The sequence below is a fragment of the Chryseobacterium sp. UNC8MFCol genome (assembly GCF_000482305.1).
GTDB lineage: Bacteria > Bacteroidota > Bacteroidia > Flavobacteriales > Weeksellaceae > Chryseobacterium > Chryseobacterium indologenes.
The window spans coordinates 77,215-93,949 of the sequence record NZ_AXUZ01000017.1 but is presented as its reverse complement, the minus strand read 5'-3'; the positions used below and the strand labels follow the sequence as shown (position 1 = coordinate 93,949).

General features: G+C 38.0%; 12 protein-coding genes. 5 read left to right on the top strand and 7 right to left on the bottom strand.

Features of this window, described 5'->3' with window-relative positions:
* Positions 1-119: 119 nt before the first annotated feature.
* The 4 genes from M030_RS0111955 to M030_RS0111940 all read right to left on the bottom strand — a co-directional run bounded on the left by M030_RS0111955 (position 120) and on the right by M030_RS0111940 (position 7,015).
* Positions 120-1,532 carry an efflux transporter outer membrane subunit gene (locus M030_RS0111955; protein WP_027373713.1) on the bottom strand — a complete coding sequence of 471 codons (1,413 nt, stop codon included), beginning with the start codon at positions 1,530-1,532 and terminating at the stop codon, positions 120-122.
* 139 nt (positions 1,533-1,671) lie between these two features.
* Positions 1,672-4,854 (bottom strand): efflux RND transporter permease subunit, encoded by a 3,183-nt coding sequence (locus M030_RS0111950; protein WP_027373712.1) that lies wholly within the window; start codon positions 4,852-4,854, stop codon positions 1,672-1,674.
* A gap of 40 nt (positions 4,855-4,894) precedes the next feature.
* A complete protein-coding gene (locus M030_RS0111945; RefSeq protein ID WP_027373711.1) occupies positions 4,895-6,055 on the bottom strand; it encodes an efflux RND transporter periplasmic adaptor subunit in 1,161 nt (386 codons plus the stop codon).
* A gap of 363 nt (positions 6,056-6,418) precedes the next feature.
* Positions 6,419-7,015, bottom strand: a complete 597-nt coding sequence (locus M030_RS0111940; RefSeq protein ID WP_027373710.1) for a TetR/AcrR family transcriptional regulator — start codon at positions 7,013-7,015, stop codon at positions 6,419-6,421.
* Positions 7,016-7,325: 310 nt separating this feature from the next.
* Here M030_RS0111940 and M030_RS0111935 point away from each other — a divergent pair, with 310 nt between their 5' ends.
* Positions 7,326-7,880, top strand: coding sequence for a thioredoxin family protein (locus M030_RS0111935; protein ID WP_027373709.1), 555 nt, complete (start codon positions 7,326-7,328; stop codon positions 7,878-7,880).
* 108 nt (positions 7,881-7,988) lie between these two features.
* Here M030_RS0111935 and M030_RS0111930 read toward each other — a convergent pair whose 3' ends face one another.
* Both M030_RS0111930 and M030_RS0111925 read right to left on the bottom strand, forming a co-directional pair.
* Positions 7,989-8,279 (bottom strand): DUF3892 domain-containing protein, encoded by a 291-nt coding sequence (locus tag M030_RS0111930; protein ID WP_027373708.1) that lies wholly within the window; start codon positions 8,277-8,279, stop codon positions 7,989-7,991.
* A gap of 92 nt (positions 8,280-8,371) precedes the next feature.
* The gene (locus tag M030_RS0111925; RefSeq protein ID WP_027373707.1) at positions 8,372-9,277 is read right to left on the bottom strand and encodes an AraC family transcriptional regulator; all 906 of its coding nucleotides are present in this window, start codon (positions 9,275-9,277) and stop codon (positions 8,372-8,374) included.
* A 123-nt stretch (positions 9,278-9,400) separates the two neighbouring features.
* On the opposite strand from M030_RS0111925, the gene M030_RS0111920 reads away from it, so the two are divergent.
* Genes M030_RS0111920 through M030_RS0111910 form a run of 3 tightly spaced genes read left to right on the top strand, consistent with a single transcriptional unit; the run spans position 9,401 to position 14,561 of the window.
* A complete protein-coding gene (locus tag M030_RS0111920; RefSeq protein ID WP_027373706.1) occupies positions 9,401-10,630 on the top strand; it encodes an MFS transporter in 1,230 nt (409 codons plus the stop codon).
* A 2-nt stretch (positions 10,631-10,632) separates the two neighbouring features.
* On the top strand, positions 10,633-12,114 hold the full coding sequence (locus M030_RS0111915) for a trehalase family glycosidase (protein WP_027373705.1): 1,482 nt from the start codon (positions 10,633-10,635) through the stop codon (positions 12,112-12,114).
* 23 nt (positions 12,115-12,137) lie between these two features.
* Positions 12,138-14,561 carry a TonB-dependent receptor gene (locus M030_RS0111910; RefSeq protein ID WP_027373704.1) on the top strand — a complete coding sequence of 808 codons (2,424 nt, stop codon included), beginning with the start codon at positions 12,138-12,140 and terminating at the stop codon, positions 14,559-14,561.
* 150 nt (positions 14,562-14,711) lie between these two features.
* On the opposite strand, the gene M030_RS0111905 is transcribed toward M030_RS0111910, so the two are convergent.
* Positions 14,712-15,350 carry an MBL fold metallo-hydrolase gene (locus tag M030_RS0111905; protein WP_027373703.1) on the bottom strand — a complete coding sequence of 213 codons (639 nt, stop codon included), beginning with the start codon at positions 15,348-15,350 and terminating at the stop codon, positions 14,712-14,714.
* A gap of 70 nt (positions 15,351-15,420) precedes the next feature.
* Here M030_RS0111905 and M030_RS0111900 point away from each other — a divergent pair, with 70 nt between their 5' ends.
* Positions 15,421-16,641, top strand: a complete 1,221-nt coding sequence (locus tag M030_RS0111900; protein WP_027373702.1) for a DUF5103 domain-containing protein — start codon at positions 15,421-15,423, stop codon at positions 16,639-16,641.
* Positions 16,642-16,735 lie beyond the last annotated feature (94 nt).

Here is a 16,735-nt window from a genome sequence, read left to right as displayed (position 1 = left end):
TGTGCCTATGTGGTTGAAATCGCAATGTCGTAAAAAAGATCTATTATGATACGTTATAAGAGAATCTGTCAAAAAAAATGCGGCTCCTCAGAACCGCATTAAAACAATATAATTTATTACTACTTCCAACCGCCGCCCAGCGCTCTGTATAAATCTACAATGCTGCTTAATCTCTGTCTCTTAATGGAAGCAAGATTGAGCTCTGCCTGAAGAGAATTACCCTGTGCAGTAATTACTTCCAGATAATTAGCTGAACCTCCTCTGTAAAGAAGCTGTGCACTTTTAATTCCGTCTTTTAAAGTTGTAGTTTGCTCTGTTGCTTTTTGTTCCTGAACCTTTAAGCTTTCATTAGAAACCAAAGCATCAGAAACTTCTCCTACAGCATTCAATACAGACTGACGGAATGCCAGTACATTTTTCTCTCTCTGTATTTTAGCTACTTCCAGGTCTGTTTTCAATTGTTTCTTCTGGAAAATAGGTTGTGTGATTCCTCCCAATACCGAACCGAATAATGATGCCGGAATCTGAAACCAGTTATCAAATTTAAAAGAGTTAACTCCTCCGTTTGCAGTGATTTTCAATGCAGGATACATATTTGCCTGTGCTATTCCCACTAAGGCATTAGATTCCAGTAAAACAAGTTCCTGCTGACGAACATCCGGTCTGCGGCTTACCATAGCTGCAGGAAGTCCTGCCGTAATGTTCTGGGGAAGCGAAGTGTCAGACATTTCAATCGTTCGGTTTACTTTATTGGGTATTTCTCCTACCAGAATACTTAATGCATTTTCCTGAATAGCGATATTCTGTTCTAATTGAGTGATCAGAAGTTCTGTTGCCTGTTTCTGGGCATTTGCCTGTTGTACCCCTAAAGAAGTTGTGTCGCCACTTTCCCACATTTTCTGAGTAATCAGTAACGTATTATTGGTCAGTTCCAGATTAGATTTGGCAATATTCAATTGCTTATCAAGCATCAAAAGATTATAATAACCCTGGGCAATAGCGGCTACCACCTGGGTTTGAACTGCTTTTGAACCTTCATAAGTCTGAAGGTACTGCATCTTTGAAACTTCCTGCTGATTTTTGATTTTTCCCCAAATATCCGCTTCCCAGGAAAGGTTAAAAGCTGCATTGTAATCTTCTACATGATTTTGCCCTAAAAACACATTTAAACTTTGTCCGTTCATGCTGTTTTTAGAGGGTTTTGAAATCTGTCCGCTTACTCCAAATCCAACATCGGGATATTGCATGTATTTGGCTTGCTTCAGTTTTTCCTGTGAAGCTGCAACTTGTTTTAAAGCAATTTGTAAGTCATAATTATTTTTAATTCCTTTTTCAATCAATCCCTGCAAGATAGGATCATTGAAAAACTCTTTCCATTCCAGATTGGCAACGCTTGCGGTATCAGCTGTAGCTGTCAACCGGAATTTTTCAGGAAGCGGAAGATCCGGTTCTGCGAATGCCAGTTTTGACACACACGAAACTGAGCCTAATGCTATTGCGAATGTGAGAATGATATTTTTTAATCTTTTCATAGTTTTTGTTTAATAAACTTTAATGAAGTACAAAACCCTGAGGAATATTTTTATTTTCAAGATCACTTAAGTGGTGTTATAAAACCTTTGTGACTTTTGTAGATGTCATATTCCTCAAGAGTTTTCAAGTGATTTTATATTATTGAGGGCTTGATAAAAGCTCTGCTTCCAGTTGTTGTTTCTGCAGTCTTTTCTTTTTTCTGCTTGGCATTTTTTCGTGCAGATATTGGAAAACCACATACATTACCGGGATAATAAATATTCCGAATATTACTCCTGTAAGCATTCCTCCTACGGTACTGTATCCGATGGAATGGTTACCTTTTGCAGAAGCTCCCTGCGTCCATACCAACGGAAGCATTCCGACAATAAATGCGAAAGATGTCATCAGGATCGGTCTTAAACGTAATCTTGAAGCCTGGAGGGCCGATTCTATTAATGATTTTCCTGCTTTTCTTCTCTGTACGGCAAACTCTACAATCAGGATGGCATTTTTGGCCAGTAATCCTACAAGCATGATTAATCCTACCTGTACATAAATATTATTATCAATTCCGGCCATTCCGGTGAAAGCAAATACTCCGAATACTCCTGTCGGAATAGTAAGAATAATGGCAAACGGAAGAATATAACTTTCATATTGTGCAGCCAGCAGGAAGTAAACAAACAGAATACTTAAAAGGAAAATAAATACAGTCTGTCCTCCTGTTTTAATCTCTTCACGGGTAATCCCTGTCCACTCGTAGCCGTAGCCTCTTGGTAGTGATTGTTGTGCTACTTCTTCCACGGCTTTAATGGCATCGCCGGTACTGTATCCTGGTTTGGGAGTTCCGTTAATGGTTACTGCATTGAACAGGTTGTTTCTGGTTACAGTTTCAGGACCGAAAGTTCTCTTTAAAGTAACTAATGTTTTTGCCGGCACCATTTCGCCCATTTTATTTTTTACATAAATCCCTTCCAGAGAGTTGGCATCTGTACGGTACGGAATATCGGCCTGAGCCATCACACGGTAGTATTTTCCGAATCTGTTGAAATCTGATACGAAACTACTTCCGAAATAAATCTGCATGGTCTGCATCAATTCTGTCACAGAAACTCCCAGTTGATTTGCTTTATCAGTATCTACATCAATCGTGTACTGAGGGTTTCCTGCTGCATAAGTGGTAAAGGCAAACGCGATTTCAGGACGTTTCATCAATTCACCGATAAATTTCTGAGTGGTTGTCCCCAATTGTTCAAAAGAACTGTTTGTTTTATCCTGAAGCATAAATTCAAAACCGGAAACGTTACCAAAACCTTGTACAGTAGGGAAGTTAAAGAAAAATGCGTTGGCATCTTTCACCTGGCTTACCTTTCCTGTCAGCATTGCAGCGATCTGGTCCGGATCATTCATCTCTCCACGTTTGTCATAGTCTTTTAACTTTATAAAACCGGCAGAATAGGGAGAAGCATTGGCATTACTGATAAAGTTCATCCCATCGGCTACCCAAAGGTGGTTGGTTGCTTTTTCAGCATTGATGATTTTGTCAATCTGTTCAGTGGCTCTGTGGGTTCTTTCCAGTGAGCTTCCCGGAGGAGTGTTTACAGCATACAAGACAAATCCCTGGTCCTCTGTAGGGATAAATCCTGACGGAGCTTTTTTAATCAAAAACACACTTACTGCAGTAATAAGAACCAAACCTCCAATGGCAACCCATTTATTTTTGATTAAAAATTTAAGGCTGTAAATATACTTTCTGGTCATGCTGTTGAAGCTCGCATTGAAAGCATTGAAGAATCTCGCTCCAAAACCTGTTTTATGGCCATGTTCACCGTGTTCTCCCTGAGGGTCATTTAAGAACATAGCACACAATGCCGGACTTAACGTTAATGCATTGACTGCAGAAATAAGAATAGCAATCGCTAGTGTAAAGGCAAACTGTCTGTAAAAAACTCCTGCCGGTCCCTGCATGAAACCTACCGGAATAAACACCGCACACATCACGAGGGTAATAGAGATAATTGCTCCTGAAATTTCACTCATGGAATTCATTGTTGCCTGTTCTACAGGCATTCCTGTCTGCTCCATTTTGGAATGGACAGCTTCCACCACCACAATCGCATCATCCACCACAATACCGATGGCCAGAACCAGCGCAAACAAGGTAAGCATATTGATACTGAACCCAAACAACTGAAGGAAGAAGAAAGTACCAATGATGGCAACGGGAACCGCAATCGCAGGGATTAACGTAGATCTGAAATCCTGAAGGAAAATATAAACGACAATAAATACAAGGATGAATGCAATTACAAGCGTTTCTACCACCTGATGAATGGAAGCATCCAAAAAGTCCTTGGAATTATACATGATGATAGGTTTCACCCCTTTTGGTAAAGTGGTTTCCATTACTTTCACCTGCTTTTCGATTTCGGTAAGGATCTCATTTGCGTTGGAACCCGCAGTCTGAAGAATGGCAAATCCTGCCACAGGCTTACCGTCAACCCTGTTGGTGGCTGTATAAGTATAAGAACCGAATTCCACTCTTGCCACATCTTTTAAACGTAAGAAAGAACCGTCGCTATTGGCTTTGATGGCAATGCTTTCGTAATCTTCATTCTTATTCAGTTTTCCTTTATATTTAAGGATATACTCATACGTTTCCTTACTTCCCTGTCCAAGACGGCCGGGAGCTGCTTCAAGATTGTGATCTTTGATGGCTCCGAGAACTTCTTGCGGAGAAAGGTTATTAGCTGCCAGACGATCAGGTTTCAACCAGATTCTCATCGAATAATCTCTTGTTCCGAATACCTGCGCCTGAGCTACTCCCGGAATACGCTGTATCTGAGGAATGACATTGATCTTCAGGTAATTTTGAAGGAAAAGCTCATCGTATTGTTTGGCATCTTCACTGGTAAGACCCATAAACATGATCATACTGTTCTGAACCTTTTGTGTTGAGATCCCTGCTTGTACCACTTCCTGTGGAAGCTGGCTCATCGCTTTCGATACACGGTTTTGTACGTTTACGGCAGCATTATCAGGATCAGATCCCTGTTTGAAAAAAACGCTCAGGGTCATGGTACCGTCATTACTTGAGTTTGACGTCATATAGGTCATATTCTCAACTCCGTTTACCGCTTCTTCAATTGGAGTAGCGACAGAACGCGCTACAACCTCAGCATTCGCTCCCGGATAAAATGCCGTTACCTGAACGCTAGGTGGAGCGATATCCGGAAAGAGGGCAATGGGTAAATTAAAGAGAGATAAAGCTCCCAATAATAAGAGTATGATGGAGATGACCGTTGAAAGTACCGGTCTTTCTATAAATTGTTTTAACATAAGAAGTTTATTTTTTTAAGTCTTCTGTATCTGAAACTGACTATAAAGGTTTTGCTCTCAGCAAGCTGTCGGAAGAAATATTTTTCGGTCTGATAGATGCTCCGTCCTTTAAGTTTCCAATGCCGGTGTAAACGATTTTCTCACCCGGAGAAAGGCCTTCAGAAATAAAGTAATAGCTGTCTGTTTTTCCGGATATTTTGATAGGCTTTCCGGTTACTTTCTGATCTTTGCCCAATACATATACGTAGGTTTTGTCCTGAATTTCGAAAGTAGATTCCTGAGGGATAACGACTGCATTGGAGAGAAGTTGCGGCATACGTACTCTTCCGGTATTTCCTGTTCTCAAAGTTCCGCTGGCGTTAGGAAAAACGGCACGAACGCTGATGGCTCCGGTTGTTTTATCAAACTGTCCGTCTACAATGCTTAGTCTTCCTTTTTCGGGATAGGTACTGTTATCAGCAATTACCAATTCCACCATAGGCATATTCTTTAGTTTCTCTTCTAATGTTCCTCCCGGGTATTTATTCTGAAAAGCAATGAAGTCAAGCTCACTTAAAGAAAAGTAAGCATAAATCTCACTGATGTCTGATAATAAAGTCAATGGATTCGGGTCTGTTCTTGAGATCAGGCTTCCTTTTTTGTAAGGAATTCTTCCGATATATCCACTTACGGGAGCCGTAATCGTGGTGAATCCTACATTGATTCTTGCACTTCCTACAGATGCTTTGGCTTGTGAAGCGGCTGCTACGGCTGCTGCATAATTGGCTTTTGCGGTCTTCAGCTGAACGTCAGAAACTACTTTTGCGGCAACCAAGGGCTGAAGTCTGTCAACTTCTACTCTTGCTTTTTCGATATTGGCGTTAGCAGCCTGTAAATTGGCCTGAGCCATATTCATCTGTTCGCCGTAGCTTCTTGAATCTATTTTAAATAATGGTTGTCCGGCTCTTACATAAGCGCCTTCTTCTACATAAATTCTATCCAGATATCCATCTACCTGAGATCTGATCTCTACATTGTTTTTCCCTTCCAAAGCGGTAGGAAATTCCTGGTAGGTTGTGGCAGGAGACGATATAACGGTATAAACCGGAAGTTCAGGAGCTGGCGGCGCAGTGTTCGATCCCTCTGCAGCCTTCGTACAGCTTTGTAAAAGAATTATACTTGAAATAAGTACAATAAAGCTTGTTTTTCCAGGTATTTTCATTTTGGTTTAATTTTTTTAATGAAGTGTTGATTTAAGTAATGTTTTTGCTAATAAATGCTGTATTTTTTCCTAACGGTGTTAATATTTTGTTCAAAAAAAATGACAGATTATTTAATGCCCGATCAAGTCGATAATGTCCATAATTGAAAAATTGTTTAATGTTGATTGATATATAAAAAGATGAGGTGTATCTGTGTTATTTTTACTAACAGTGTTAATTATTAAGGTAAATGATTACCTTTGATTTTTGAATTGGTAAAAGTTTACATTGTACTTTCTGCTTTTAATTAATTTTAAATGAAATAGTTAACTTAATATGGTGTTAAATTTCCTAACGGTGTTAATTTTTAGTTCAAAAAAATTTTACAAAGACTTAATAAAAGATGAAACAGTTTCATCCAGAGCCGATTTGTTCATTGTAGAAGGAATGTCTGCATTACGCATCATCATAATAGAGATCATACCATGAACTGCCGAAAATAATGCATGTGACATATGGCAGGCATTATCCGGATTTGATCCGTTCTTTTTGATAATCTCATACGTACATTCATAAATCATTTCCTGAAATGATGAAAATTCTTTTTTCATCTGTCCTTTTCCACAACATTGCATGCCCAGCCCAAACATGAGCTGATAATATTCTTTATTTTTAAAAGCAAAGTTCCAGTAAGCATCAACGATAGCAACGAGCTGCTCTTCCGGAGTGTCATGTTTTTTCTGTGCTTTTAATAATTCAATGTGTAAATTATGGAAACCGTCCAGAGAGATTTCAAATAAAATAGCTTCCTTGTTTTCAAAATAATCGTAAACTACAGGTGCACTGTATTCAATAGCATCTGCAATTTTACGCATTGAAAGAGAAGCCCAGCCTTCATTTTTAGCCAAAGTGAAAGCCGCCTGCAAAATATTTGCACGGATGGATTCTTTTTCTCTTTGACGACGTTCATGTAGGCCCATGATATTTCTTTTCTAACAGTGTTAGCAAAACTACAAACTTTTTAAGATATCTTCCAAACCCTATTTTGATTTAATGATAAAAAGCAGGGAATATCATATGGTTTGAACTTAAAGAAATTAGTAACAGAAGCCGATACAAGACTATAATCTTCAGGTTATTGTAAAAATTAATACAGTAAATAGCCTAGGTCAATAAATATAATTGGGCATAAAACTTTTTTGCAGATTCTATGACTTTAACCTTTCATGTTGATCTTCCTTATCGTATAATCAAAGAAATCTTTATCTTTGTGAACTAAAGAAAAAGGATATGAATACTCCCTCAAATATGTTGGCATTAGGAACAAAAGCACCTTTTTTTGAGCTTCCGAACCCCTCAGAAACGAATGAAATTCAGTCTCTGGAAGAGCTGAAAGGAGAAAAAGGAACACTGGTTATCTTTATGTGTAACCATTGTCCGTTTGTGCTTCATGTGATCGATAAGATCAATGAACTCTATGAAGATTATAATGATAAAGGAATTGAATTCATTGCTATCAATGCAAATGATATCGAGAAATATCCAGCTGACTCTCCGGAGAAAATGATAGAATTCCAGATCGAAAGGAAATTTGATTTCCCTTACTTATTTGATGAAAGCCAGGCAGTAGCAAAAGCCTATGATGCAGCATGTACTCCTGATTTTTATTTCTTTGACGATAAACTGGATCTTGTATACAGAGGTCAGATGGATGATTCAAGACCCGGAAATAATAAAGATGTAACGGGCGAAGACTTAATCATCGCTTTTGAAAATCTATTGGCGGGAGAACCACAGGAAGAAATTCAGAGACCAAGCATGGGATGCAATATTAAGTGGAAATAATTTTGAATTGAAAATGGAGAATGGAAAGTTGAAAATGCTTTTTACATTTTTCGATGAATATAATATAAAGCTGTTCTATTACGAACAGCTTTTTTAATGTTTTGCTTTTTACTTACATTCAGGCAGTGATAGTAAATTATTTCTCGTTGTATTATCTGCCTCGGTTTTTAAATATTTGGTTCCATTATAAGTTTCAGCTGTGATAACTTTTACTTGGTTTCCATACCCATCGGCAACATAAGCTAATCCACTCTCATTTTTTATCCAGTTATATATTTCTAATCGAGTACTTTTTCCTGGTTTACCATCGTCTCCAATCCATCCTAAATGAGTGATTGCTAGGTTTGGATTTTCGTGATAACCGTTGTCCTTGTTGATGCATGTAATTCTAATTGCCATAATTTGTTATTTTAAATTCTTTTACGAAAGTAACTTATGCAAGTTGTTTGACCTTACGGTTTTCCATAAACAGATAATTATTAATAGAGACATTAAAAACTTACCTTAGCCTTAGCTTCTTTTTCAACCTTCAAATCTACATTCACGTTATTGTGAGAGTAATTCTTTATAAACTCAGAAGGTGTTTTGCCGGTATATTTTTTAAACATTCTATTGAAATACGTTACATTATTAAACCCGCACTGGTAGCTGCATTCTGAAATAGATCTATCCTGCGCCATCAGCAGACACGCTTTATTAATCCGGTACCGATTTACAAATTCTGTAAAAGTAATCTGAGTAGCTTTTTTAAAAAAGTTACAGAAAGCAGGTAAAGTAAGATTGGCCAGTTTAGCGACTTCCTCAATATTGATTTCTTTATCATAATGATGCTCTACATAGGTGAAGATATTTTCAAGGCGGGTCTTGTTCTTAGAAATGATGGTGTACGGCATAATTTCTTTGTTTAAAAGATCGTAGTCCTCACATGTAGACAGTTCAAAAAGGATTTCCAGCAATAATAAATACCTTTTATAGCCTCCTGACTCCAGCATGAGCCTCAGTTTGGGCAATAGGGCTTTTTTCACTTTTTGATGGAAGTGAATTCCATATTTTGAGAGTTCCAGTAAATTTTTAATAGATCTGGCTTCAGTTTCCTGCTGGGGAAACTGAAGAATTTCTTCCTTGAACTGAAGAACAATTTCTTCATGCGGGTCAATAGAGTTCAATCCAAATCCGGAATGAGGAATATTGGAGCCTATCAGAACAAGGTCCCCGTTGGTATAGTTGCTTTTATGATAACCCACATGTCGTGTTCCATTCCCTGAAATAACACATACCAGCTCAATTTCGGGATGGTAATGATATTCCCATTTGAATTCTGAAATAGGGGAGTTGTTGTGAATAGTACAGAATGAGCTTTTCTCATTGGGAATTACTCTTTCAAAAGTAACTTTCATTTAATTAATCATATTTATCCACTAAAAATACTAATTATATTAATATTGTTCAAATATTGGTTTACTGTGTTAAATTATTGTTAACCGAAATGCTTCTATCTTAGCCACCAAGAAATGATCCGGATGAAAAATTTCAACATTAAAGCTGTACTATTTTTAAATTATTTTGTTTTCGCAATTCTTCTGAATTCTGTGGGTACAGTTATTTTGCAGGTGCAGCAAAACTTTGGAATTTCAAAATCATCAGCCAGTGTTCTGGAAGGCTTTAAAGATCTTCCCATTGCCATCTGCTCATTCATTCTGGCTTCATTTCTTCCTAAAATAGGAATCAAAAATTCTATGCTGATCGCTTTATTTCTCGTGAGCTGCATGTGTTTTGTAATGCCTTTTGCCAATGCTTTTTGGTTTTTTAAAATATTATTTGCTATTGTCGGGGTATCTTTTGCCTTAATTAAAATATCAGTTTTTACTTCAATTGGCTTAGTAACCAATACAGATAAGGAGCATTCAAGCTTTATGGGATTTCTCGAAGGTTTTTTCATGATTGGAGTGTTGGCAGGAAATGTGTTGTTCAGTTTATATATCGATGACCATAATCCCCAATCTACCCGATGGCTAAACGTATATTGGGTATTGGGCATCCTTTCTGCCTTATCCTTTTTGTTCCTGTTCTTTTCAAAACTGAACGAAAGGGAAGCCAAAAGTGAGAAAACTGATTTACTTGGTGATTTGAGAAATAGTGCAAGCCTATTCAGCTATAAAAAAGTATTATGTTTTTTACTCTGTGCATTTCTTTTCGTATTGGTAGAGCAGAGTTTCCAGACCTGGACACCTACTTTTTATAAAGAGATTCTGAAAGTACCTACTTCTATGAGTATTCAGGCCGGAGCGGTTTTGGCCGGAGCTTTTGCATTGGGAAGATTTCTATCAGGATTCTTTTCCAAGAAATTCAGCTGGATCTATGTGGTTTCCTTTTGTGTGATTGGTTTTGGGGTCAGTTTGTTATTAGTCCTTCCTTTGACCCATGATATTCATATCGATACCAATACAAGTTGGCTCAATGCACCTCTTGTCGTATATCTTTTCCCTTTGATGGGTGGTTTATTGGCACCAATTTATCCGAGTATTAATTCTGTAATTCTGGCGTCAATACCGAAATATTTACACAGTGCAATGTCCGGACTGATTGTGGTTTTCTCTGCGATCGGAGGTACGATAGGCTCTATTATTACCGGGTTTGTGTTTCAGGAATTCAGCGGACAGCAGGCTTTTTATCTTTCCTTAATTCCGCTTTCGTTGTTGATCACGTCAGCTATTTTCATGAATAAATTAAAAATAAATCCAAACAAATAAAAATGAACAACCAGCTTTATATAAAAGAAATTCAGACCCTTTTCGATGATGTTCAGAGAACAAAAATCTTTGAAGATCAAAAAATGATGACCGATGCTGTTCCTTTATTTCCAATCGCGGAAATTAATGCAAAATATGCACAAGAAAAAAGTAATGCAGGTTTTGATCTGAAGGCTTTTGTGATGGCTCATTTTCATTTTTTGGGAGCAAAAGTTTCGATTCAGAGAGAAGATCATCTTCCTATTAAAGAACATATTGAAAAACTTTGGGATGAGCTGACCCGCACCGCCTACGAGGAAAAAGGAACACTTTTAAAATTACCCAAGCCTTATATTGTTCCGGGAGGACGTTTTAATGAATTTTTCTACTGGGACAGTTATTTTATCATGCTGGGATTACAGGTTTCCGGAAGAGTGGAAATGATGGAAAATATTGTGGAAAATTGTTCCTACCTTATCCAACACGTAGGATTTGTTCCGAATGCCAGCAGGACCCATTTTTTAAGCAGATCACAGCCTCCGTATTTTTCATTGATGCTGGATCTCCTTTTTGAAACCACAAAAGAAGAAAATATCTATATACAATATCATGCTACTTTAGAAAAAGAGTATGCTTTCTGGATGAATGGGGAAGAAGGGATGGAAGCAGGCTCTGAAGTCAAAAGAGTAGTCCGAACCACTGATGGTGATATTTTGAACCGTTACTATGATGAAGAAAATGCACCGCGTCCTGAAAGTTATCTGATCGATATTGAAGATCAAGAAAGTGCTTCAGGAGAAGAGTTTTACAGAAATATAAGAAGTGCCTGCGAATCCGGCTGGGATTTTTCCAGCAGATGGTTTGCAGACGGAGAACATATACAGACCATTGAAACATTGAATCTTGCCCAAGTTGACCTGAATTGCCTTTTATGGCATCTGGAAATGACTTTGGCAAAATCTTCATTGCTTCAGGGGCTGAGTGAGAAAGGGGATTATTTTACTGAAAGAGCAGCAAGACGCAGACAGATGATCAACAAATACTTCTGGGATGAAAAGACGAAGATTTACAAAGATTATCAGATTAAAAAAAACACAAAAACACCGTCTGAACATATTGCTGCTCTTTACCCTTTATTTCTGGGATTAGCAGATCAGGAGCAGGCTAAAGCGGTTGCTGATGCTCTCGTTGAAAAATTCTTATATCAGGGAGGTCTTGTCACCACAACAAAGAATTCCGGTCAGCAATGGGATCTGCCCAATGCCTGGGCTCCTTATCAATGGCTTGGTTATAAAGCCATGAGAGATTACGGGTTTAATGACGTGGCGGAAAAAATAAAAAATAACTGGTGTTCCAACGTAGAAAGAGTCTACAAAAACACAGGAAAACTCATGGAAAAATACAATGCACTGGATACAGAAACAATAGCAGGCGGCGGGGAATACCCCAATCAGGATGGATTCGGTTGGACGAATGGAGTGTATTTAAAATTACAACAAAACTGAAAAAAACAATAAAAAATAGGGCTATGAAAAAAACATCAATCTTTTTAGTCGCCGCTACAGCTACATTGTATTTCAATAATGCGTATGCTCAGGAAACTCCGCAGGACTCTGTGAAAGTTTCGTCTATCGACCAGGTTGTTATTACAGGAAATTCCAATCCAAAGAAAAAAATAGAATCCAGTACTGCGATTTCCACATTTAGTGCAAAGGAAATACAGAAGCAAAATCCTATCAGTGCTGCTGCTTTACTACAGAGGGTTCCCGGCTTTGCTGTTGAAACTTCAGGAGGTGAAGTGGGAAATAACCTGTTTGCAAGGGGAATTCCATCTGCAGGAGCTTATGAATTTGTGCAGGTACAGGAAGATGGTCTTCCGGTTTTTGAAGATGGTGCCCTTCAGTTTGCCAATGCGGATAATTTTTTCCGCGTCGACAATTCTGTCAGCAGGCTCGAAGCTTTAAGAGGAGGTTCAGGTTCCATTTTTGCAACGAATTCTCCCGGAGGTCTTATCAATTTTATCACGAAGGAAGGAACCAATGATTTTAAGGGAACCGCAAAAATTGAAACGGGAACCTATGGACTGATGCGTACAGATGTCAATCTTGGAGGTGCTTTGGTTAAAGATAAACTGTTTTTCAATATAGGTGGTTTCTACCGATCTGATGACGGAATCAGGAAAACCGGTTTTAAAGCGAATAACGGCGGACAGATCAGAATGAATCTGAAATATGTGTTCGACAAAGGGTACGTTAAAGTATATTATAAAAAATTAGATGACAGGAATACCTTCTTTCTGCCAATTCCTTTAATTCAAAATGGAAATAAGCTGAAAGGATTTGATGGCTTTGATCCGAATTATGGAACCTACAGCTACAGAGCGATCAGTCAGCTGAATATTCCACAGGCGGGAGGCGGCTTTTTCAGCAGAAACCTGGAAGATGGAATTCATCCGAAAGTGGATGTATTGGGAGCTGAATTCAAATATGACCTTGGGAATAACTTCAGTGTTCTCAATAAAACCCGATACACCAATATCAATATGAACTATACGGGAATTTTCCCGGCTGGAGCACCTCAAACCGGAGCTGAGTTTGCAAAGAATATGGGCATGACCAATTATCAGTATTCATTAGTAAGTAATGGCGCTATTGTAAATCCTGCTTACGTGCAAAAGTTAGGATTCTGGGCTATCGATAAAAAGATGGATAATTTTGTGAATGACTTACAGCTTAATTATAAATTTGACCAAGGAAATGTAACTGCCGGTTTTTATAAATCCAACTGGAAATCCCAGCAATACTGGAACTGGAGTAATATTCTGGCTACAGCCACAGACAGACCGGAGCTGTTAAATCTCGTAGATCCGTCGCTAAGCCCCAATGCAAACGGGTATTCTAAAACCTACAACGGGGTAACAGACATGACTTTTCTGCAGAGAAATACACAAACCCAGGGAAGCCTGAATGCTCTTTATGTAAACCTGGATTATAACGTTACCGATGCATTGAGTCTGAACGGAGGAATTCGTTACAGCCATGATTATTATAAAGGAAGTTTTGCCAATACAATGACAGCCAATTTAAACAATTCAGGGTTAACCACTGACGGGACCCATGGCTTTAATACCACAACGGCCGATGACAACATGAGTGTATTGGGAAATAAATTTACCTACTGGAATTATACTATTGATAAAGTTTCTTTCACGTTGGCGGCCAACTATAAAATTAACAGAGAAAATGCTGTATATGCACGTTTCTCCAATGGTTTCAGGTCTCCGAATGAAGAAGCATATTACAATTATTTTTCCAATCCGACCCCTGATAAACCTTTAAAATCAGTATCAACGAATCAGGTTGAAGTAGGATATAAATATTACTCCCGTACTTTTGACCTGGCTGTGATTCCGTTTTATTCATCCTTAAAAAATCTTTCATTTACAGATGTTTTCTCAGACGGAAGATCAGAAAATATATTTGCCAATACCAGGAATTTCGGGGTAGAAATAGAAGGATATGCCCGTTTATTTAATAATGTCCTGGAAGTAGCTTTCAACGGAACTGTTCAGAATCCTAAATATAAAAATCTGGAAGCGGGAAGTTTGCTCGAAGGAAATACTGTGAGAAGAATGCCGAAGTTCTATTTTAATATAGCTCCCGCTGTGAATATTACAAAATCATGGCGTGCTTATGTAAGTATGAACTATTACGGGAAACGTTTCCAGGATGAGCTGAATGTACAGACGCTGCCATCTTTCACAGAATTTGGAGCAGGAATGTCTTATCAGCTTGGAAAAATTCGTTTTGCAGTGGATGGAACCAATATCTTTAATACAATTGGTATTACGGAAGGAGATCCAAGAGCAGGATCACCGACCGGAGATGGTATCATCATGGCCAGACCTATCATGGGAGCTGCTGCCAGAGCTTCGGTTACTTTAGATTTCTAAACTCTATTTCTTTATAACACTGAAAAACCGTCAGAATTATTTTTCTGACGGTTTTGTTTTTTTATTGTTCAGGAAAATGCTTCCGTAAGCATCATAAGGTTAAGTATAAAGCCAATACTCTCAATCACTCTCTTCGAACTGAAATTCCGTCTACTTTAAAAACGGGTTATATTGTTTTTCAAAACCTATTGTCGTAGGATTTCCATGGCCTGAGAATACCTGAGTGGCATCATCCAGCACGAAAAGTTTTGTTTTTATTCCGTCGATCAGTTGTTCGTAGTTCCCTTTATACAAATCTGTACGGCCAATGCTGCCTTCAAAAAGTACATCACCGGAGATCATGAATTTTTGCTGGTCATTATGGTAAACCACGCTTCCCGGAGAATGCCCCGGTACATGGTATATTGTAAATTTCTCTCCGTCCAGTTCCAGTTCGTCCCCTTCTTTTACATAGTTAATATCTACTTTTACCGGATCGATTTTCATTCCGAATCTTATTCCGCTGGCTTGCAACATATTCAGTACCTCATGATCATCCTGATGGAGACTTACCGGAACTTTAAAAGTATCAAACGCCCATTGGAGACCAAGTACATGATCAATGTGGGCATGGGTAAGAAGAATTTTCTGGATGTTCAACCCGTTTTCCTTAATAAAATTGTCTATGGCCTGGGTTTCCTGTACATTCATATTTCCCGGGTCTATCAACCAGGCATTTTTATTTTCGTTGTAAAGGATGTAGGTGTTTTCGCTTGCAAAATTGAATACGAAACCTTGAATCTGAAGCATATCTGAATATTTTTATTTCAAAAATACGATATTATTAAGAAAATGGCTATTTTTCGTTATCTTCGTCATAATGAAAACTTTGCGCATACTTTTACTTTCTCTCGGAAGCCTGGTATATGGACAGAATATCCAGAGCATCCAGTTGTTTAATCCACAAACCAACGACGAAACTCCTGTTATTAAGTTTGGTGAGCAGTTGGTTCTGAGCTTTGATGATCTTACCAATGGAAGCCAGATTTACAGATATACCATCAGACACTATGACAGAAACTGGAACGAGGATAGCTTGTTTTATACAGAATTTGCCAACGGCAGCATGAATGATCTGATTGATCAGTTTCAGTATTCATTCAATACTCTGCAGGCTTATACTCATTATAAACTGACTTTTCCCAATGATAAAATTCAGCCTAAAGTTTCAGGGAATTTCGAGTTGATCGTCTATAAAGATTCTGTTGAAAACCCTCTTTTTAAAAGAAGATTTTACGTCGTGGAAAATGGAGCTTCTCTTGCTTTGAATGTTTCAAGAATTGCCGATGCCAAGAATCCTAATGTAAATCAGAGAATAGAAGTAAAAGCCGTTTCTGCAGGCGGTGATCTTTCTTCAAATGTCAATTCGATGAGCTTATATGTCATGCAGAATAACAATCCTAATATGGTTATTCCGAATTTGAAGCCAAGCAGTGTTTTGGGAAATCAATTGCTTTTCCAGCAAATGAATCTTGTTTTTCCGGGAGACAATGAATTTTATTATTTTGATAATAAAAATATGAATATGGCGGCAGATATGGTACGGGCAACAGAAATAAAAGATGATGTTAATCAAACCTATTTGTATCCTGTATGGGCATTTCCGTTAAATTACCAATATCAGCCTGATGTGAACGGAGCCTGGTATTATAGAAGAAATGATCTGGGGAGAGAAAGAGATGCCGGAAGGGAAGCAGATTATTCATGGGTGCATTTTTATCTTGAGTCCGATCCCGTAGATAGGGAAATTTATGTATTGGGAGGTTTTAATAATTTTTCCCCCGGTAAAGAAAATCAGATGCAATATGATGCAGCCAGCAAACAGTATGTTGCCCGGATATTCTTAAAACAAGGATTTTATAATTATGTTCTGGCTACAAAAGAAGCAAATGGGCCTTTAAACTTTGGAGAAGTGAACGGAAATTTCTGGCAGACAGAAAATCTCTACCAGGGATTTTTATATTATGCTCCTTTTGGAAGAAATTACGACGGGCTAATAGGATATGGAGAATTTAGAACGCCTGTAAGCAGTAAGAGGTAAGAAAATTTTTCATTTTTTAGCTTAATTATATTTATTTTATTTAGATAAATTGTAAAAATAAAAAGCTGTCTCTCTTGAGATAGCTTTTGTTTTT

Coding starts and splice junctions, on each gene's coding strand:
- M030_RS0111925 (WP_027373707.1), bottom strand. CDS start 9,277: ATGAAAGTTACTTTTGAAAGAGTAATTCCCAATGAGAAAAGCTCATTC.
- M030_RS0111950 (WP_027373712.1), bottom strand. CDS start 4,854: ATGTTAAAACAATTTATAGAAAGACCGGTACTTTCAACGGTCATCTCC.
- M030_RS0111910 (WP_027373704.1), top strand. CDS start 12,138: ATGAAAAAAACATCAATCTTTTTAGTCGCCGCTACAGCTACATTGTAT.
- M030_RS0111945 (WP_027373711.1), bottom strand. CDS start 6,055: ATGAAAATACCTGGAAAAACAAGCTTTATTGTACTTATTTCAAGTATA.
- M030_RS0111935 (WP_027373709.1), top strand. CDS start 7,326: ATGAATACTCCCTCAAATATGTTGGCATTAGGAACAAAAGCACCTTTT.
- M030_RS0111905 (WP_027373703.1), bottom strand. CDS start 15,350: ATGCTTCAGATTCAAGGTTTCGTATTCAATTTTGCAAGCGAAAACACC.
- M030_RS0111915 (WP_027373705.1), top strand. CDS start 10,633: ATGAACAACCAGCTTTATATAAAAGAAATTCAGACCCTTTTCGATGAT.
- M030_RS0111900 (WP_027373702.1), top strand. CDS start 15,421: ATGAAAACTTTGCGCATACTTTTACTTTCTCTCGGAAGCCTGGTATAT.
- M030_RS0111955 (WP_027373713.1), bottom strand. CDS start 1,532: ATGAAAAGATTAAAAAATATCATTCTCACATTCGCAATAGCATTAGGC.
- M030_RS0111940 (WP_027373710.1), bottom strand. CDS start 7,015: ATGGGCCTACATGAACGTCGTCAAAGAGAAAAAGAATCCATCCGTGCA.
- M030_RS0111930 (WP_027373708.1), bottom strand. CDS start 8,279: ATGGCAATTAGAATTACATGCATCAACAAGGACAACGGTTATCACGAA.
- M030_RS0111920 (WP_027373706.1), top strand. CDS start 9,401: ATGAAAAATTTCAACATTAAAGCTGTACTATTTTTAAATTATTTTGTT.